16 protein-coding genes are annotated in these 17839 nt (G+C 65.5%); 6 read left to right on the plus strand and 10 right to left on the minus strand.

All coding sequences use genetic code 11. The features are described 5' to 3' along the window. Positions 1 to 50: 50 nt before the first annotated feature. From BLT60_RS20830 to BLT60_RS20845, 4 genes are read right to left on the minus strand one after another with little or no spacing between them, the layout of a single operon-like run. Positions 51 to 1091 carry a substrate-binding domain-containing protein gene (locus BLT60_RS20830; RefSeq protein ID WP_090879710.1) on the minus strand — a complete coding sequence of 347 codons (1041 nt, stop codon included), beginning with the start codon at positions 1089 to 1091 and terminating at the stop codon, positions 51 to 53. Beyond that, positions 1088 to 2053, minus strand: coding sequence for an ABC transporter permease (locus BLT60_RS20835; RefSeq protein ID WP_090879712.1), 966 nt, complete (start codon positions 2051 to 2053; stop codon positions 1088 to 1090). The genes BLT60_RS20830 and BLT60_RS20835 overlap by 4 nt, the downstream gene beginning before the upstream one ends. Then, entirely contained in the window at positions 2050 to 3111 is a 1062-nt protein-coding gene (locus BLT60_RS20840; protein ID WP_090879715.1) for an ABC transporter permease, read from the minus strand. The genes BLT60_RS20835 and BLT60_RS20840 overlap by 4 nt, the downstream gene beginning before the upstream one ends. Beyond that, complete coding sequence (locus tag BLT60_RS20845; protein ID WP_210185654.1) at positions 3108 to 4688, minus strand: sugar ABC transporter ATP-binding protein; 1581 nt, start codon at positions 4686 to 4688, stop codon at positions 3108 to 3110. Before BLT60_RS20845 ends, BLT60_RS20840 begins: the two co-directional genes overlap by 4 nt. A gap of 379 nt (positions 4689 to 5067) precedes the next feature. On the opposite strand from BLT60_RS20845, the gene BLT60_RS20850 reads away from it, so the two are divergent. Both BLT60_RS20850 and BLT60_RS20855 read left to right on the plus strand, forming a co-directional pair. Further along, positions 5068 to 6588, plus strand: coding sequence for a GMC family oxidoreductase (locus tag BLT60_RS20850; protein WP_090879720.1), 1521 nt, complete (start codon positions 5068 to 5070; stop codon positions 6586 to 6588). A gap of 84 nt (positions 6589 to 6672) precedes the next feature. Beyond that, entirely contained in the window at positions 6673 to 7131 is a 459-nt protein-coding gene (locus BLT60_RS20855; RefSeq protein WP_090879724.1) for a paraquat-inducible protein A, read from the plus strand. 16 nt (positions 7132 to 7147) lie between these two features. Here the strand turns inward: BLT60_RS20855 and BLT60_RS20860 are convergent, their stop codons facing one another. From BLT60_RS20860 to BLT60_RS20885, 6 genes are all read right to left on the minus strand, one after another. Then, on the minus strand, positions 7148 to 7693 hold the full coding sequence (locus tag BLT60_RS20860; protein WP_175478560.1) for an alpha/beta hydrolase family protein: 546 nt from the start codon (positions 7691 to 7693) through the stop codon (positions 7148 to 7150). 276 nt (positions 7694 to 7969) lie between these two features. Then, positions 7970 to 9169 (minus strand): GntR family transcriptional regulator, encoded by a 1200-nt coding sequence (locus tag BLT60_RS20865; RefSeq protein ID WP_090879730.1) that lies wholly within the window; start codon positions 9167 to 9169, stop codon positions 7970 to 7972. Then, the gene (locus tag BLT60_RS20870; RefSeq protein WP_090879733.1) at positions 9132 to 10655 is read right to left on the minus strand and encodes a sugar ABC transporter ATP-binding protein; all 1524 of its coding nucleotides are present in this window, start codon (positions 10653 to 10655) and stop codon (positions 9132 to 9134) included. Before BLT60_RS20870 ends, BLT60_RS20865 begins: the two co-directional genes overlap by 38 nt. Positions 10656 to 10657: 2 nt before the next feature. After that, positions 10658 to 11611 (minus strand): ABC transporter permease, encoded by a 954-nt coding sequence (locus BLT60_RS20875; RefSeq protein ID WP_090879734.1) that lies wholly within the window; start codon positions 11609 to 11611, stop codon positions 10658 to 10660. A gap of 64 nt (positions 11612 to 11675) precedes the next feature. Further along, positions 11676 to 12689 (minus strand): ABC transporter permease, encoded by a 1014-nt coding sequence (locus tag BLT60_RS20880; RefSeq protein ID WP_090879737.1) that lies wholly within the window; start codon positions 12687 to 12689, stop codon positions 11676 to 11678. A gap of 164 nt (positions 12690 to 12853) precedes the next feature. After that, entirely contained in the window at positions 12854 to 13897 is a 1044-nt protein-coding gene (locus BLT60_RS20885) for a sugar ABC transporter substrate-binding protein (protein ID WP_090879739.1), read from the minus strand. Between the two features lie 298 nt (positions 13898 to 14195). Between BLT60_RS20885 and BLT60_RS20890 the strand changes: the two genes are divergently transcribed. From BLT60_RS20890 to BLT60_RS20905, 4 genes are read left to right on the plus strand one after another with little or no spacing between them, the layout of a single operon-like run. Further along, positions 14196 to 15371, plus strand: coding sequence for a transporter substrate-binding protein (locus tag BLT60_RS20890; RefSeq protein ID WP_090879742.1), 1176 nt, complete (start codon positions 14196 to 14198; stop codon positions 15369 to 15371). Then, complete coding sequence (locus tag BLT60_RS20895) at positions 15368 to 15970, plus strand: ANTAR domain-containing response regulator (RefSeq protein ID WP_090879745.1); 603 nt, start codon at positions 15368 to 15370, stop codon at positions 15968 to 15970. Before BLT60_RS20890 ends, BLT60_RS20895 begins: the two co-directional genes overlap by 4 nt. Next, a complete protein-coding gene (locus tag BLT60_RS20900; protein ID WP_090879748.1) occupies positions 15948 to 16856 on the plus strand; it encodes an ABC transporter permease in 909 nt (302 codons plus the stop codon). The genes BLT60_RS20895 and BLT60_RS20900 overlap by 23 nt, the downstream gene beginning before the upstream one ends. After that, positions 16856 to 17776 carry an ABC transporter permease gene (locus BLT60_RS20905; RefSeq protein ID WP_090879751.1) on the plus strand — a complete coding sequence of 307 codons (921 nt, stop codon included), beginning with the start codon at positions 16856 to 16858 and terminating at the stop codon, positions 17774 to 17776. The genes BLT60_RS20900 and BLT60_RS20905 overlap by 1 nt, the downstream gene beginning before the upstream one ends. The last annotated feature ends 63 nt before the right edge of the window (positions 17777 to 17839 follow it).

Consider the following 17839-nt stretch of genomic DNA (forward strand, 5'->3'; position numbering starts at 1 on the left):
GTGGCCGACGCGCGACGGTTCCCGCGCGCCAGCCTCTTTCGGGATCGAGCCTACTTGGCTGCGGCCTCGACGTTATCCTTGTCATAGACCGAGAACGGCCCCATCAGGATGCGCAGACCAGCGTCGCGGGTCGGGTCCTTGGTGATGGTGTATTCACCCATACGGCCGGCCTTGAAGCTTGCGCCTTCCTCGGCCTTGAGGGCTCCGGTGGCGATCGCATAGGCGGTCTGATAGGTCAGGTAACCAAGATCGACGAAGCTCCACAGGGCGAATTCGGGAGCGCAACCGTTCATGGTGTAGGCCAGCATTTCGCTCGGAACGCCGAGACCACTGGTCTTCACCGTATCGCACAGATCCTCGTCCTGCATCGCCTTGGCAGCGGCGACGATGCCCACCGAGGTCGGCGCCATGATCAGCTCCATGTCAGGATACTTGTCGACCAGGGCGAGCGCCTGATTGTAGCTCTCTTCCGACTGGTCGTTGCCGTAGACCGTGTCGAGCAGTTCGAGCTTGGCGTATTTCTCACCCTTCAGAGCTTCCTTCATGGCGGCGTTCCAGGCGTTCTGGTTGGCCGCGTCCGGGGAGGCCGACAGGATCGCAAACTTGCCGCCATCCTCGCCGAGGATCGACAGCGCCATGTCGGCCATGACGACGCCGGTCTCGGAGAAGTCGACCTGCGCGACGAAGACGTCTTCGCCCTCGGCCGACGGAATCGGCGAGTCCCAGGTCACCACGGCAATGCCCTTTTCCTGGGCGGCCTTGGCGGCCGGCACGATCTGATCGCCGGAGTTGTTGGAGATCATGATCGCCGCGACGCCCTGGGTGGTGGCGTTGGTGGTGATTTCGATCTGGCCGGCGACGCTGTTCTCCGGCGTCGGTCCAAGAAACTGGAGCGGCGTCGGGTTCTCGAGTTCCTTTGCCGCTTCCTGGGCGCCCTGATGGGCCTGGTCGAAGGGCAGGATGCCGAGGAACTTCGGCAGGAGAACCATGTCCAGCGCCTCGCCGGGCTTGGCCATGGCCTGTGCCTGGACGCCGTGGTTGATCGATACGGCCATCGCCAGGGCGGCGGTCGCGAGCAGATACTTCTTCATGTCTCTCTCCCGTTCCATTTGTTGCTTATTGTCTGCGCCATGTTCGGGACCAGGACCGACAGGATCAGCAAGGCCCCGATTACGCTCGTCTGGGTGTTGCCGGTGATGCTGGCAAGGCCCATTCCGTTGCGGAGGTTCAGGATGACGAGGATCGACAGACCGACCCCCGCGAGATTTCCCGAGCCACCGAAAATGCTCACGCCGCCAAGCAGGACGATCGTGATGATATCAAGTTCGAAGCCGGCGGCCATATCGCCGCGCACGGACCCGAGCCGCGCCGCATAGAGGATGCCGGCGAGTGCCGCGATCGTCCCCGAAGCGCCGAACAGCGTCATCTTGACCAGCCGCACCCGGATGCCGGAGTAGCGCGCGGCCTGGAGATTGTTGCCAATGACATAGACCAGTCGCCCGAGCGCCGAACTGTGGAGGGTGATTGCGATGATCACGAACAGCAGGGCGAAGATGACGATTGAAACCGTCACCGGGCCAATCAGCGGCTGCTGGCCGACGAGGTTGAACCATTCGGGGAAATTGCCGATCGGGTGGTCCTCGACCAGGATCCGGGCGATGCCGCGATAGCCGATCAGGCCGGCAAGGGTCACCGCCAGCGACGGCAGGCCGACATAAGCGACCCAGAAGCCGTTGAAGAGGCCGGCGGCGAGGCCGGCCAGCAAGCCGCCGACAATGGCCAGCGGCATCGGCGTCCCCATCTCGAACAGCCAGGCCAGCACGCAGGCGGCGAGCCCCATCACCGAGGCGACCGAAAGGTCGATCTCGCCGTTGATGATGACGAGGGTCATGATCAGCGCGACGATGATCTTCTCGATCGACAACTGGAACAGGTTCACGATGTTGCCGACGCCGAGATAGTAGGGCGAATGCTCGATATTCACCGCGACGATGATGACCAGCAGGGCTAGGAGCAGTCCTTCCCAGCTCTTCAGGCGGCCGAGGGCACTCATGGCGGCGCCCTCCTTTCCGGGGCTGGCCCGTCATCCGGCGGCTTGGCGATGAACTTGAGATCGGCTCGCGCCCACAGCGACCGCAGCCGCTGGAGGATCACGGCATCGCTAGCGACGGCCAGCAGGATCAGAAGGCCGAGCAGCGCGTCCCGCCAGAACTCGCTGATCTGAAGCCGGAAGAGGCTCTGCTCGAGAATGCCGATCATGATCGCGCCGAGCATCGCCCCCATGATCGTGCCTGATCCGCCGAAGATATTGACGCCGCCGACGACCACCGCCGCGACGACCTCCAGTTCCAGCCCGCGCCCGGCTTCGACGGTGATGTTGCCGAAACGGGCGAGCGTGACGAAGCCGGCAAGGCCGGACAGCGCGCCGGACAGGACGAAGGTGAGAAAGACCAGCCTCTTGATCGGCAGGCCGATCAGCTTGGCGGCGTCCGGGTTCGATCCGATGGCGTAGAGCCGGCGGCCGAGGGCAAGAAAACTGGTGCCGACCTGGAAGATGATGACGATCATCAGCGCCAGCATGAACATGGCGCGGAAATCGAACTCGCCGATGGCGAAGAGATTGACCCGCGGCAGATCGACCAGCCATGACGGCAGGCTGTCGGTGGTCACGGTCTTGGCGCCCGAGAGGTCGACCAGCAGACCGCGATAGATTGCCAATGTGCCGAGCGTGACGATGATCGACGGCACGCGTCCCCAGGCAACGAAGACACCGTTGATCGCACCGAGCACACTGCCGAGTGCGACCGCGGCAAGGACTACCAGCAGCGGATGGAGGTCGTTGTTCTGGGCCAGCAGGGTCCCGGTAAAATAGGCGGTACAGCCGACGATCGAGCCGACCGAAAGGTCGATGTTGCGGGTCAGCACCACTAGCGTCTGGCCGACCGCGACGATGGTGATGATCGCCACGCTGGAGGCGATGCGGTTGAAGGTCCGTGACGTGTAGTAGTTGTCGATCATCGAGCCGAAGACGATGACCGCGACAATGATCAGGAGCAGCAGGCTGAGTTCGCGAACCTGCTCGGGACGGACGTAGCGTTGCAGCCAGTTCATGCCGCGACCCCGCCTTCGGACGCGGCTTCTTGGCCCATCGCGGCGGTCATCACCGATTCCTGGTTGGCGTCCTCACGATCGAAAATCGCCATCTGCCGGCCCTCGCGCATGACCAGCAGGCGATCGCTCATCGTCAGCACCTCGGGCAGGTCGGAAGAAATCAGGATGATGCCGATGCCCTCGGCTGCGAGTTCGCCGATCATGGTGTGAACCTCGGCCTTGGCTCCGACGTCGATGCCACGGGTCGGTTCGTCGAGAATCAACACCGATGGCTTGGTGTTGAGCCATTTGCTCAGCATCACCTTCTGCTGGTTGCCGCCGGAAAGCTTGGCCACCGGCAGGTCGACCGACGCCGTGCGGATCGACAGCCGCTCGCGGAAGGCCTCGGCCGTCGCCCGCTCCATCGCGGTACGGATCAGGCCGAAGCGATTGAGGTAGCGACGAAGGGTGGGCAGCGTGATGTTGGCGGAAATCGACATCGGCATGGACAGGCCGAGTTGCCGGCGGTCTTCCGAGACATAGGCGATGCCCAGGCCCATGCTTTCGCCGGGCGACCTGATGGTGACCTCTGTCCCGTTCAAGACAATGGTCCCGGCCGTCGCCGGCTCGATGCCGAACAGGGCGAGGCCGATATCGGTGCGCCCGGCGCCAATCAGTCCGCCGAAGCCCAGCACCTCGCCACGATGCAGGTCGAAACTGACGTCCTCGAAGACGCCTTCCTTGCCGAGCCCCCGCACCGACAGCAAGAGGTCGCCCTGCGGCGTCGGCGGCCGTGGCTGCAAGAGCCCCATCTCGCGGCCGACCATGTCGGTGATCGAATTCTGCGGCGTCGCCTCGCTGCGCGGCCGCGTCGAGATCAACTGCCCGTCGCGGAAGACCGTCACCTTGTCGGCGATATCGAAGACCTCTTCCATCCGGTGGCTGACGAACAGGATGGCGACCCCCTGATCGCTCAGGTCGCGGACGAGCTTGAACAATTGCGCGACCTCGTGCGCCGACAGCGACGCCGTCGGCTCGTCCATGATCAGGACCTTGACGTTCAGCGAAATCGCCTTGGCAATCTCGACCGATTGCTGCGCCGCCAGGGTCAGTCCGCGCGCCGTGCTGCGCACGTCGAGGGCAACGCCGAGCTTGGCCAGAATTGCCTCGGCGTCGCGAAACATCTCTCGCCAGCCGACGACCTGGCCGCGGTCCTGGTGGCTGATGAAGATGTTCTCGGCGACGTTGAGATCGGGAAAGAGCAACGGTTCCTGATAGATGGCGGCGATGCCGAGGCGCTGGCTCTCGGCGGCATTGCGGATGGTGACCGGCTTGCCCGCCAGCAAAATCTCGCCGCGATCCGGCTGGTGAACGCCGGTCATGATCTTGATCAGGGTCGACTTGCCGGCGCCGTTCTCGCCAAGCAGCGCGTGGATCTCGCCTGGATAAAGCGTCAGCGAAACGTCCTCAAGCGCCTGGGTGGCGTCGAACCGCTTGGCGATGTTGCGCATTTCAAGGACAGGGACCGACGCCCGGCCATCCTCCGCCCGGCGCACCGATGCGGCGCCCGCGGCGTGTGCCGTCTCAGACTCCGTCAAGGCGCCCGCCTCCCTGTCGTTTCCGCACCCGGCGGGCCGATTGTCGGCTCCTTCCCGTCTGCGATCTCCCGACCACGACTATATTGAAACGTTATCGCTCACGGCAAGCTATTCTCGAATTGTCTCGGGTTTGTCGCCGCCCGGACCACTGAATCGGCCCCGGACGAAGCATGCCGCCGGTAGTGGTCGCGATCCTGATCGCCGACTCGAGCCGGTTTGGCCGGCTTGCGTTTCGGCCCGCCAGGCCTAAGCTTGGAAACGTTGACAGTCGACCGATGCGCCGTGTGATCGGCGGTTGCCGGCACCGAAATGGAAACGATATTCGAGCCGCCCGTGCCGTGCGCCAGCCGGCCAAGAGAGGCCGCCGAGCGAGGAAACGATGGAACGATTCGACGTCATTGTCGTCGGTGCCGGATCCGGCGGCGGCGTGGTTGCGGCACGGCTCACAGAGAACCCCGACTGCCGCGTCCTGCTGCTCGAAGCTGGCCCCGACTTCCCGAAGGAAGAAGAAATCCCGCCGCTCTTCACGGTCAGTGGCGAGCACAGCTGGAAGACCGCCGGCCTGCCGGAGTTCGACTGGGACCTCTACAATCGCGATGGCGCCGGCACACTCAACGGCCGATCGATCTGGCTGCCCCGCGGCCGGCTGATGGGCGGCACGTCCATGGTCAATGCGACGATCGCGGCGCGTGGCGCGACCTTCGACTTCGACCGCTGGGCGGCAATGGGCAACGACGGCTGGTCGTGGAAAGACGTGCTGCCCTACTTCATCCGCATCGAGACCGACCTCGATTTCGGCGACCAGCCGGGTCATGGCAGCGACGGGCCAATCGTCATCCAGCGATACCGGCCGGAACGCTGGGCGCCGATCAACCGCGTCATGTACGAATCCTGCGTCGAACTCGGAGTCCGCGAAGCGCCCGACCTCAACGCCGAAGAGGGCCAGGTCGACGTCGTCGGCGTCATGCCGCACAACCGCTACAAGGAAGTGCGCCTCGGAACGCTGGTCACCTATATCCGCTCCGCCCGCCGCCGCCCCAACCTGACGATCCGGGCCGGCGCGATCGCCGACCGCATCCTGCTGGCCGGCACCAGGGCCGAAGGCATCGTCTACATCGACGCCACCGGGCAGAGCCTGACGGCGCATGCCGACCAGGTCGTGATCAGCGCCGGCGTCTACAACACGCCGGCCATCCTGCAGCGCTCCGGCATCGGACCGTCGGCCTGGCTCGAACCGCTTGGCATTCCGGTCGCCGCCGATCTTCCGGTTGGCCGCAACCTTCTCGACCATCCGGGCTTCGGCATGACCTTCAAGGGGGACGGGCTTGGCGTCACCACGGGCCGTTCCTTCGTCGCCGATGTCCGCGGTCCCGCTGTCCATAACGGCGAGCCGGCCTGGCAGACACACCCCTTCCCGATCGACGAGGAGGAAGGCATCGCCGGCTTCTGGACCTACCTCACCCGCCAGGACGCCACCGGCGAGGTCGTGATCGAGAGCAGCGATCCGCGCCGCCCGCTCCTGATCGATCATCGTTACAACACGGTCGAGCGCGACCGGCAGAATTTTGCCGACGCCCGTACATTCTGCCGCGAGATGCTGGCGACGCAGACCTTCCAGAGCCGCAACGCGGAATGGCTCGACGACATGGATCAACCCATTGCGGAGGCGTTGGCCGAGCGCATGGGCGCGGCGCACCACCAGGCCGGCACGGCGAAGATGGGACCGGCGGGCGATCCGACCGCGGTGGTGGGGGCGGATCTGCGGGTCCACGGTTTCGACAACCTGCGGGTGGCGGATACCAGCATCTACCCCGACAACCTGATGAACAACACCAACCTCACCGCGATGGTTGTCGGCGAGAGAGCGGCCGAGTTCGTGGCCAGCGATCTCGGCAGGTAGTCGGCGGTATTCCTGGACGACCCGCGCGCCCGTCCCGCCTATAGTCCCCCGATTCAGTCGGTACTAGTTCGGGATCCATGGAGCATGAGGATCGTTGTCGCGGCACTTCCGATCGTCCTTTTCGCGGCGACGGTCTGCTTCGGTTTCGGCCTGGTCCTGCCGATCGCCGTGTTCGAGTCGTTCCTCGTCTTCTCGGAACGGCCGTCGCTGATCGAAGTCCTGACGGGCCTGTGGCAGGAGGGCGACCGGGCGATCGCGGCGGTTGTCGGGCTGTTCTCCGTCGCCTTTCCGGCCGCCAAACTCATGGTCCTCCACCTCGCCGCGTACAGCCCGGATCGCATCCACTGGGTGAAACGGGTTGGCGTGCTGTCGAAATGGTCGATGGCGGATGTTCTGGTCGTGGCGCTGGCGATCTTCGCCGCCAAGACCAGTGGTCTGGCCGAAGCCGCGACCCAGGCCGGAATCTGGTTCTACGCCGCAGCGACCCTGCTGTCGGCCGGCGCTGCGATGATCCTCACGCGCCGCGTTGGCGGGGACGAATAATCCAGAAAGGCAGGGGTCAGAGCTTTCCGAAGATGCTCACGACGTTCGCGATGACCTCGTCGTGGAGGCTGCTTGCCTTGTCGATATTCAGGTGGTCGATATCCTTGCGGTCGCTGACATCGATGTTGACCAGCTTGCCCGTGAAGGAGGGCAGGACCTTGACGACCTTCCCGACACCATCCGACTTGTAATAGTTGACGACCTCGGCGATGCCGGCCCCCGGCTTGCTGGCACCGTCGACCGCGTCGAAGAGGACGATCAGGCGAACCGGCACGCCCCGCGTGGCAAGGTAGTTGCCCATGTTCACCGCGGCGTCGGCACCAAGGGAATGGCCGACGATCACCACCGGCGCCAGCGACTTGTCGGTGCGATAATTGCTGACCAGCAGCACGGCGAATTGCTGCCAATGGCTGTAATTGGTGACCCGGGACTGGATGCCCTTGGCTTCCAGCTTGTTGGAAAGCCGGTCCATGCCGCGCGAGAAGACGTTCAGCAGGCCGCGCAGGAAGAACACACTGCCGCGTTCGGCTCGTGCCGCGACCGGCAACGGAGATACCGTCACGATTTCCGAGGTTTTCGGCACGGCTGTCGGAGCGGCCTGGGCCAGGTTCCCGAATGCGATCGCCAGACCAAGAAAGCCGACCATTCCAAAGCACGTCAGGCGCCGCATCGTATTCTTCATCCTCGAACCATGACCGACCAACGAGATGTGTCGGCCGGTGACAGCCTCTTGTCCGGCGCCATCGGCCACCAGATTTTTTGGATATCCGATTTTAGGGCCACAGGTCGAAATTGGAAGGGACTGCCGCAACGAGGCCTGGCAATTCGACAGGCACTGTCAAAGCGGCACTGCCGTCAAATAGGGCAGGCGATTTGCTTCCGGCATCGCGCCGAGATTGCGCACGATCTCGATGTTCTGGGTCAACGAGCGGCGCAGATGGGCTTCGAGCGCGCGCATTGCCTTCTCGCGCCGGCCGGCCAGGACATGGTCGAGGATCTCGATATGCTCCGCCACCATCAGCGAAATCACCGCGGAATCGCGGTAGAGATCGAAGGAATGGTGGATCGCGACGATGACGAGCTGGCTCCGCCGGATCGTCTCCCGCAGCTGCAGGTTCCGGCAGCGCAGGATGAGGTCGATGTGCAGGTCACGTTCGAGCCTTTCGATACGCTCCAGCGTCGGCCGGGTTTCGGCCGCGCGGCGGGCTCGTTCGCGTCGCTCCTCGATTTCGGTGCGGCCGATCGAATCCATCACCTGCCCGAGCGCAATCGGTTCGAGCAGGCAGCGCATTTCGAAATGATCGCGCAGACCATCCTCGGCAAGAGGCCCGGCATACCAGCGCTGGTTGATATCCTGCGTGACGAGGCCCGTGCGCTCAAGTCGGGTAAGCACCTCGTGGGCAACCGTGCGGCTGACGTCGTGGTATTCGGCGACCGCGCTTTCATTGACCTGGAACCGGCCGTAGGGAAGCGCCCGGGCGATATGGTGCTCGACGGCGGGGTAAATTCGCTCACGTCGGTTGCGCACTCTCAGCGTCCGGTCCACTTCCGGCGGAACGATCAGGCCAGCTTCCCCGAGGTCCAGGCGGACCGGTTCGGAGTCGTCGGCGCCGGTCAGATAGCCGTGGCCATCGAAGTCGCGCAGCAATCCGTCCTGCCTTAACCGCTGCAGCGCGGCCGCCGCCGGAACGCGACTGGAGCGAAAGGCACGAGCGACCGCGGCAGCACCGAGGACGAGGCCGGGCGGAAAACTGCCATCGTCGATGTGTTCGCGAAGGACGGAGTAGATCACGTCATAGAGGGGTCGGGTTGCTGCCAACGGGCGATCCTCGGGCCGGGTGTTCATGCGCACCGCCCGCCTGTCCTCAGCGCCCCGTACGCGTCGCGGCGACGACGCTCCGACGGCCGATCGCGCGCAATCCCCGAACGACGGTCGGGGCTTTGGAACGCCTGACGCTTGCCATGCCTCTCCACTCCCTTCGTCGTTGCCGACCGTCGGCCTACCCGGCTGATGTCGGCTCGTCGTCCTCGACGGCATGGATGCAGGCCATGATCGCCTTGGAGGCCGTCTCGTACTGGTGATCGTTGGCGACCTCGCCGACGATGCGGAAGCCGTGCATGACCAGGATACGATCGGCGACCGCGACCATTTCCGGCATGTCGCTGGAGATCAGGATGATCGACACGCCGTCGCGGGCGATCTCGCCGAGCAGTTCGTGGATGTCGGTCTTGGTCTTGATGTCGATGCCGACGGTCGGCTCGTCGACGATCAGGATCTCGGCATTGGCCGCCAGCCACTTGGCGATCGACACCTTCTGCTGGTTGCCGCCCGAGAGATTGCCGACGGTCTGGGCCAGGGACGGCGTGCGGATCTCCAGCTTCTCGACGAAGGGCTCGACGGCGCGCGATTCCCTGGCGCCGGAGATCAAACCCAGGAAGCCCGCGAGCTTGCGCCAGATCGTGATGGCAATATTCTCGCGGACCGAATGCATGAGGATCAGGCCTTCGGCCTTGCGGTCCTCGCTGATATAGCCGAGCCGGTACTTCGAAAGCGCCTCGTGCATGTCGCGGATGCGGACCGGCTTGTCATGCAGCCGCAACTCGCCGGAGGTTATCTCGGCGCCCCCGAGGATCGCTCGCGCCAACTCGCTCCGGCCAGCGCCGACCAGCCCGTAGAGACCGAGGATCTCGCCGCGATGGAGCGCGAGGTCGATATTGCGGTGACCGTCCGATGTCGACAGGTCGCGCGCTTCGAGCACCACGTCGGCCATGTCGGCATTGCGCTCGCCGAGGACGGCGATGCGTTCCTTGCGGCCGATCATCAGCGACACCAGCTTGTCGCGGGTCATCGTCGTCATCGGCTCGCCGACCGCAGCGTTCTTGCCGTCACGCAGCACGGTCACCCGGTCGGCGATGGCGAACACCTCCTCCAGCTTGTGGCTGACGAAGATGATGGCGACCCCGTTCTCCCGCAGGCGCTTCAGGAGAGTGAACAGCGCCGCCGTCTCGTGCTCGGTGATCGAGGCGGTCGGCTCGTCCATCAGCAGGATCTTGGCCTCGAGCGACAGCGCCTTGGCGATCTCGACGATCTGCATCTGGGCAACCGAGAGGGTTCGCACCTCGGCCCGCGTGTCGATGCCGCGATCGAGCATGTCGAGCCACTTGCGCGCGTCGCGATTGATCGTGTCGTAGTCGATCATCCCGCCCCTGGTCGGCGGCCGCTCGAGCAGGATGTTCTCGCCGACCGAGAAACGCGGGATCAGGTTCCGCTCCTGGTGGACGGCGCTGATGCCGGCGCCAATGGCGTCGCGTGGCGATGCGAAATGCACCGGCTCGCCATTGAGCAGGACGCGGCCGCTGTCCGGCTGGTGAAGCCCGGTGATGATCTTGATCAGCGTCGACTTGCCGGCGCCATTCTCGCCCATCAGGGCGTGGATCTCGCCAGGCTTGAGGTCGAGCGACACGCCATCCAGCGCCTGGACGCCGGGGAAGGCCTTGCTGACGGATTCGATCGTGAGAACCATCGTCAATCCGTCCCTGTCTTGACGGCGCGCCAGCGGTTCAGCCACACCGCCGCGAGGATCAACGCGCCGAGCAGGAACTGCACCCAGTAGGGATCGACATTGGCCAGCACCATGCCGTTCTCGATCAGCGCGATCAGGATCACCGCCAGCGTCGTTCCGACAACCGAGACGTAGCCGCCGGTCAAAGCGGCGCCGCCGATGATCGGCGCGGCGAAGGAGAGCAGCAGCCAGTCGGCGCCGATCGACGGCTGGGCGGAGCCAAGCTGCGCGACCGCCAGCACGGCGGCGATCGCCGCCAGCCCGCCGGACAGGACATGGGCCAGCACGATGGTCCGTTCGCGGGAGATGCCGGAAAGGTCGGCCGCATGCGGATTGCCGCCGACGGCGAGAAGCTGCCGTCCCGGCACGGTGCGAGCGAAGAACAGCATGAGCAGCGCGGTGACGATGATCGGCGCGATGAGCAGATAGGGAAAGGCGAAGAAGCGCTCGTCACCGAAAGCGACAAGCGCCGCCGGCATGTTGTAGAAGGGGATCGCCTCGGTGATGCCGAGATTGATGCCGGTGAAGGCCGAGGCCGTCGCCAGGGTGATGATGAAGCCGTTGATCCCGGTTCGCGCCGTCAGCACGCCGTTGATCAGGCCGCACAGGGCGCCGATGGCAATCGCCAGCGGGACTGCAAGAACGAGCGGCACGCCGAGCGCTTCCATCATGCCGCCGAAGGAAATCGCGACGAGCCCGCCGATCGCCCCGACCGAGATGTTCATCTGGCCGACGCCGAGCGTCACCATCTGGGCGAAGCCGACCAGCAGCCCGACGCAGAAGCTCCGCAGCATCACGTAGATGTTGTACTCGGTCATGAAGTTCGGCGTCAGGACGGCAAGCAGCACTGAGCCAAGGACGATCGCCACGGCGAGCCCGGACCATTCGACAATGAGAAGACGACGGAGGAACGGCATCAGGCGCGCGCCCCTTCCGGACGACCCGGTGCCGCGAACGCCCGCAGCGCGAATCCCACCATCGTCATGACTTCACCCCGACGCTGCGGCGTTCGGCATAGACGCTGCGGTAGCGGTCGACGAGGACGGCGAAGAGCAGGATCAGGCCGAGGAAAAGCTGGAGCCAGAAGTTGCCGATCTGGAGTACGAGCAGGCCGCTGCGGATCGTCGTGACGAGGGCTGCGCCGATCATCGTGCCGATGACGGCGACCGAGCCGCCCGACAGCAAGGTCCCGCCGAGGACCGGACCGAGGAAGGAGGGCAGCAGCCATTCCTCGCCTCCCGTCGCCGGCATCGCCGCGCCGAGGCGGGTGACGACCATCAACCCGGCAGCAGCGGCCAGCATCCCGGACAGCACGTGGCTGATGACGATCACCCGGTCGACCGGCACGCCGGACATGGCAGCGGCGCGCGGATTGGCGCCGGCGGCAAGGATCTGGCGACCCAGCGCGGTGAATCGGTAGAGGACGACGAGGGCCGCGCCAATGGCGATGGCGATGATCAACAGCGGCGAGACGATGCCGAACAGCCGGGCGCGACCGAAGGCGCCAATCTCGGGCGGCAACCCGTTATAGGGCACCGCCTTGGTCAGGATGAGCATGGCGCCAAGGAAAAGGCTGGCGCTGGCCAGCGTGATGATGAAGGCGTTGACCCCAGTCTTGACGATGGCGAAGCCGTTCAGCCAGCCGAGGGCGCCGCCAAGCAGGAGCGCGCCGGCAAAGCCGACTGAAATCGGAAGCCCGAGATCCTGGAGCAGGAAGCCGGCCGCCATCACCGCGCAGACCCCGATCGAGCCGACCGCGAGGTTCATGCCGCCGGTGGCCAGCACGACCATCTGCGAAAACCCGATGACGATATCGACCGCCAGCGACCGGCCGAGCGCATAGAGATTGAAGGACGACAGAAAGCCCGGCGCCAGCGTCGAGAAGATGAACCAGAAGATCGCGACGATCGCCAGCAGGCCGACCTGCCCCGAAGCGCCGCCGAGGAAAGGCCTGCGGTTGCGAACGGGCGACGCCGGGCCGGTGGTTTCGCTCATGGGTTTCGGAGTTCCGAATCGTGGTGTCGATCAGTCGAAGCCGACAGTGCCATTGCTGACGGGTCCGCGTCGCCGGAGGGTATCCGGGATTGCCCGAGAGATGCATCGGGCGGTGACGAGCGATCGGCCCGGGCGAAGGCCCGGACCGATCAGGGGCAGAGCCCTTAGCTGCAGGTCATGTAGGTGTCTTTGAACTTGCCCTGGATGTCGGCGGTGATCGCCTTCAGGTCATCCTTGTAGCTGGCAATGTTGTCGAGGTTGATCACCATCGTGCCCGAGTCGATGAAGCGCGCTGTCTGCGGCGTCTCGATCCACGGTGCGTCCTCCTTCATCGTGCAGTCGCCGCTGGCCAGGAGGTCGAGCGCATAGGCGCCGATATAGCCCTGGCCGTAGGGGTTCTGCGCCATCGTGCCGGCGACGAAGCCGTCCTCGATCGCTTTCAGCACGATCTGGTCATCGTCGATGCCGATGAACTTGATGCGCTTGTCGCCAAGCGTGCGGAGCAGCTTCGAGGCGACCACCGACGGGATGTAGCCGGTGGCGATCATGCCGCCGATCTCATCCTTCTGGGCAGCCAGCAGCGCGCTGATCTTCTGGTCGGCGGCTTCCTGGGCGTCGGTGTCGGCGACGGTCTGGAGCAGAGTCACTTCGCCGTTGGTCTCTTCAACGGCGGTCTCGACCGCCTTGACGCGCAGCGTCGTGTTGGGATCGACCAAGAGGCCGGCGAGATGGACGATATTACCCTTGCCGCCCATCGCCTTGATCAGTTCCTTGGTGCCGATATAGGCCGAATTGTAGACATCGGTGCCGAGGCAGAAGGCCATGTCGGTCGGGTCCTGCGCGCAGCCGGCAAGGGCCGCGGACGGGAGACCGGCGGACTGCAATTCGGTGACCGTCGAGTTGATGCCGACGGAGTCGCCCGGGAAAATGCCGAAGGCCGAATAGCCCTGGGCCGCGAGGCTCTCAAGCAGTTCGGTCTGCAGGTTGAGCTTCCATTCGGCCGGGACCTTGAAGTCGACGGCGGCGATGTCGAAGTCCTTCTGCGCGTCGGCGGCGGCCTGTTCCCAGGGCGCGAAATAGGGATGCGGACCGCCCGGAATCAGGGCGATCTTGTTGTCGGACGCGAGCGCGCCGGTGGCGAGCGCGGTGGCGGCGATCGCGAAGACGCCGATGGCGGCCGGGAATCCCGACCTGTTCACTGATGTCATTTTTGTATTCCTCCCAAATGGCGGCATCCCTCCCGACGCCGTCTCAGGCCAGACTACGGAAAACGTATATCGCGTGCAATATCCAATTCTGGCGATCCGTCCTTCGCTGCCCGCGAGGGTCATCCCGGCGCCGCCTTGACTCGTCCCGAGGACGGCATAGTCTGTGATTGTACGTTGACTGAAAATACCGGCTCGACCATGCCGGGTGGCAGTTTGGCCCCGTCTTTCCCGCATCGCAGCGATCGCGCGGAAGCGGGGTTTTTTGTTGTGATGACGGCCGGCAGGGACGATCCGCCCCATGACGCGACGCTATCCGATCGGAGTTCTCTTCTCGAGGCGTGGGCCATACGCCCTCCTCGGGCGCGATGCCTTCGACGGTGCGCTGACGGCGCTCGGCGAGATCAACGACGACCCGTCCTTCCCCTTCGAACTGACGCCGCTGACCGGCGAGCCGGATGGCGTCGCCGACCGCTACCAGGCGATCGCCGACCGGCTGATCGCGCAAGGCGCCCGACACGTCGTCGGCGGCATCACCTCGTGGAGCCGCAAGGAGATGATCCCGGCGGTCGAGAAGGGCGACGCCCTCCTCTGGTACCCCTGCCCCTATGAGGGCTACGAGTGTTCGGACCGGGTGGTCTATCTCGGCGCCTGTCCCAACCAGCATATCGTTCCCCTCTTCGCCCATGTCATCCCGCGCTTCGGCAAGCGCGCCTTCCTTGTCGGCTCCAACTACATCTGGGGCTGGGAAACGAACCGCGTCGCGCGCCGGCTGCTCGACGACAACGGCGGCACGGTGCTTGGCGAGCGCTACCTGCCGCTCGGTCGCGAGGACGTCGACCGGCTGATTGCCGAGATCGCCGAGACGCGCCCCGACTTCATCCTCAACACCCTGATCGGCCCGTCGAGCTATGCCTTCCTGCGCGCCATGGCCGTCCTCGCCGAGCGCGACCCGGCGTTCGCGCCGGAACGCTGCCCGGTGGTGAGCTGCAATCTCGCGGAATGCGAACTCGACGAGATCGGCCCGGCCGCGGTCGGGCAGATCTGCACGGCGGTCTATTTCGACAGCATCGACACCGCCGACAACCATGCCTTCCTCGCCCGGGTACGCCGCCGGCTTGGCGCGGCCCGGCGGGTCTCTGCCTTCTTCGCCTCTGCCTATATGGCGGTCCGGGTGCTGGCCGAGGCAATCCGCGAGGCCGGCTCGGACCGGCCGGACGCCATCCTGCCCTACATTCCGGCGCGGCGCTTTGCGTCGCCGATGGGCGATCTCGCGATCAGCGGCCGGACCCGCCACACCGCCTTCGCTCCGCTGCTGGCAACGATTCGAACCGGCAATGCCTTCGAGATCGTCGAAAAGGCGCCGCAGGCGATCGAGGCGGATCCTTATCTTTCCGACTATTCGGGCACCGGTCCCGCCGCGATTCCCGCGACCGGGCGGACTCCCCAGCCGATGCTCCGGGTGGTGGCCACATGAACGTCTCGATCGGCATCCCGAATTTTCGCGCCTGGACGGCGATCATTCTCCACCGTCCGCATGACGCGGCGACCGCGATCAGCCGCCAGCTCGAGCGGATCGGCGTCGCCTCGCGAACCGTGTGGCCCGAGCTCGGCGCCGTCGACGCGGAGGCCGACATCGTCTTCTTCGATGCCGACCATGGCTATGACGGCCAGTTCCCCTGGGTCGCCGGCGCGGCGCCGATGCCGCTGGTCGCGCTCCTCGGCTCGGAGGCGCCGGGTCGGGTCGAATGGGCCATCGCCCAGAGCGCCGACGCGCATCTGCTGAAGCCGATCGGTTCGGCCGGCGTCTACAGCGCCCTGGTCATCGCCCGCCATGCCTTTGCCGCGCGCAACGCCCTCAAGACCGAGATCGAGGAGCTTCGCGGCCGGCTGCGGCGACGCCCGATGGTGGCGCGGGCGGTGATCGCCATCATGCACACCGAGCGCATCGACGAAGACGCCGCCTTCCGCCGCCTCGGCCAGATGGCGATGGCCGCGCGGCGCAGCATCGAGGACACCGCCGAAGCACTGGTCGCCCGACACGGATCTGCCGATGACGCTCGCGACAGCGCCTGAGGGAGCCGCGATGACACCGGGAGCCGGCGCCCGGCTCGGGACGGTGCTCGCCCGCCTCGCGCGGCGACCGCTGGCGCTGTTCGGGCTCATCGTCATCCTCATCGTGGTGCTGGCGGCGATCTTCGCGCCGCTGATCGCGCCCTTCCCGCCGAACGAACAACTGTTCGAGGGCCTGACGCTGGAAGGCGCGCCGCTGCCGCCGGACGCAACCTTCCTGCTCGGCACCGACCTGCTCGGCCGCGACCTCTTCTCGCGTCTTCTCTACGGCGCGCAGACATCGCTGATCATCGGCGTTGTCGCCAATGGCATAGCCGTTGCCACCGGCGCGATGGTCGGGGTCACCGCCGGCTTCTTCGGCGGTATCGTCGGCGCGGTGCTGATGCGCTTCACCGACCTGATGATGGCCTTCCCGGCGCTGCTCCTGGCGATCGTTTTGGCCGCGATCTTCCAGCCGAGCCTGTGGATCGTCGCGCTGGTCATCGCCATGGTCAACTGGACCCAGATCGCCCGCGTCACCTACACCGAGACCCGGTCGCTGGCCGAACGCGATTTCGTCGAGGCGGAGTCGGCGATCGGCGCGGGCCGCGCCCGCATCCTCTTTCGCCACATCCTGCCGCATCTGGTACCGACGATCATGGTCTGGGCGACGCTGGGCATCTCGACCACGGTTCTGCTCGAAGCGACGCTCAGCTACCTCGGCATCGGCGTCCAGCCGCCGATCCCGAGCTGGGGCAACATCATCTACGAGAGCCAGACCTACTTCACCACCGCGCCGTGGCTGGTCTTCTTTCCCGGCGTCGCCATCATCCTGCTGGCGCTTGGCTTCAACCTTGTCGGCGACGCGCTGCGCGACATTCTCGATCCGACGCAGAAGGGGCGCTACTGATGGCGGCCTACCTGCTCCGGCGATTGATCCAGGCGGCGCTGATCCTGCTCGGCGTCACCTTCATCACCTTCGTCCTGCTCTACATCCTGCCGGCCGACCCGGCGCGCCAGATTGCCGGCCGTAGCGCCACCGTCGAAACGGTCGAGAACATCCGCCAGCAACTCGGTCTCGACCAGCCGCTCTACATCCAGTACGGCCGCTACCTCGAAGGTCTGCTGCATCTCGACCTCGGTCGCTCCTATCTCCAGAAGACGGAAGTGGCGACCCTGATCGCCGCCCGCCTGCCGGCGACATTGCTCCTCATGGTGGGGGCGATTGTCTGCGAACTCGCCATCGGCCTGAGCATGGGGCTGTTCGCCGCGATGCGCCGCGGCGGGCGGATCGACCAGTCGCTGATGGTCGTTTCCTTCGTCGCGGTCTCCGCTCCGCAATTCGTCGTCGGTATCCTGCTGCTCTACGTCTTCGCCGTCTACCTCGGCTGGTTCCCGATCGGCGGCTACGGCACCTTCTCGCACCTGGTGCTGCCGTCGATCACCCTCGGCATCCTCGGCGCCGGCTGGTATTCGCGGATGATGCGGTCGAGCATGATCGACGTGTTGCGCCAGGATTACATCCGCACGGCGCGCGCCAAGGGCCTGGGGCCTACCACCGTCATGGCGGTCCATGCCATGCCCAACGCCATCCTGCCGATCGTCGCGATGATCGGCATCGACATCGGCTACTTCATGAGCGGCATCGTCGTGGTCGAGAGCGTCTTCGGCTGGCCCGGCATCGGCCAGCTTGCCTGGCAGGCGATCCAGCGCGTCGACATCCCGATCATCATGGGCGTCACGCTGGTCTCGGCCTGCGCCATCGTCATCGGCAACCTCGTCGCGGACCTGATCGCACCGCTGATCGATCCGCGGATCAAGTTGAGGTGAGGAAATCCATCGTCCGGGGACGGGCCGCAAGAGCCGGTCCCGGACATCGCGCAGAAGAAAGAA

The organism is Bauldia litoralis (genome assembly GCF_900104485.1).
GTDB classification, from domain to species: domain Bacteria; phylum Pseudomonadota; class Alphaproteobacteria; order Rhizobiales; family Kaistiaceae; genus Bauldia; species Bauldia litoralis.

What these genes read in the sequence shown, in the direction of transcription:
- BLT60_RS20830 (WP_090879710.1), bottom strand. Translation starts at nt 1,091, where the DNA reads ATGAAGAAGTATCTGCTCGCGACCGCCGCCCTGGCGATGGCCGTATCG.
- BLT60_RS20835 (WP_090879712.1), bottom strand. Translation starts at nt 2,053, where the DNA reads ATGAGTGCCCTCGGCCGCCTGAAGAGCTGGGAAGGACTGCTCCTAGCC.
- BLT60_RS20840 (WP_090879715.1), bottom strand. Translation starts at nt 3,111, where the DNA reads ATGAACTGGCTGCAACGCTACGTCCGTCCCGAGCAGGTTCGCGAACTC.
- BLT60_RS20850 (WP_090879720.1), top strand. Translation starts at nt 5,068, where the DNA reads ATGGAACGATTCGACGTCATTGTCGTCGGTGCCGGATCCGGCGGCGGC.
- BLT60_RS20855 (WP_090879724.1), top strand. Translation starts at nt 6,673, where the DNA reads ATGAGGATCGTTGTCGCGGCACTTCCGATCGTCCTTTTCGCGGCGACG.
- BLT60_RS20865 (WP_090879730.1), bottom strand. Translation starts at nt 9,169, where the DNA reads ATGCCGTCGAGGACGACGAGCCGACATCAGCCGGGTAGGCCGACGGTC.
- BLT60_RS20870 (WP_090879733.1), bottom strand. Translation starts at nt 10,655, where the DNA reads ATGGTTCTCACGATCGAATCCGTCAGCAAGGCCTTCCCCGGCGTCCAG.
- BLT60_RS20875 (WP_090879734.1), bottom strand. Translation starts at nt 11,611, where the DNA reads ATGCCGTTCCTCCGTCGTCTTCTCATTGTCGAATGGTCCGGGCTCGCC.
- BLT60_RS20880 (WP_090879737.1), bottom strand. Translation starts at nt 12,689, where the DNA reads ATGAGCGAAACCACCGGCCCGGCGTCGCCCGTTCGCAACCGCAGGCCT.
- BLT60_RS20885 (WP_090879739.1), bottom strand. Translation starts at nt 13,897, where the DNA reads ATGACATCAGTGAACAGGTCGGGATTCCCGGCCGCCATCGGCGTCTTC.
- BLT60_RS20890 (WP_090879742.1), top strand. Translation starts at nt 14,196, where the DNA reads ATGACGCGACGCTATCCGATCGGAGTTCTCTTCTCGAGGCGTGGGCCA.
- BLT60_RS20895 (WP_090879745.1), top strand. Translation starts at nt 15,368, where the DNA reads ATGAACGTCTCGATCGGCATCCCGAATTTTCGCGCCTGGACGGCGATC.
- BLT60_RS20900 (WP_090879748.1), top strand. Translation starts at nt 15,948, where the DNA reads ATGACGCTCGCGACAGCGCCTGAGGGAGCCGCGATGACACCGGGAGCC.
- BLT60_RS20905 (WP_090879751.1), top strand. Translation starts at nt 16,856, where the DNA reads ATGGCGGCCTACCTGCTCCGGCGATTGATCCAGGCGGCGCTGATCCTG.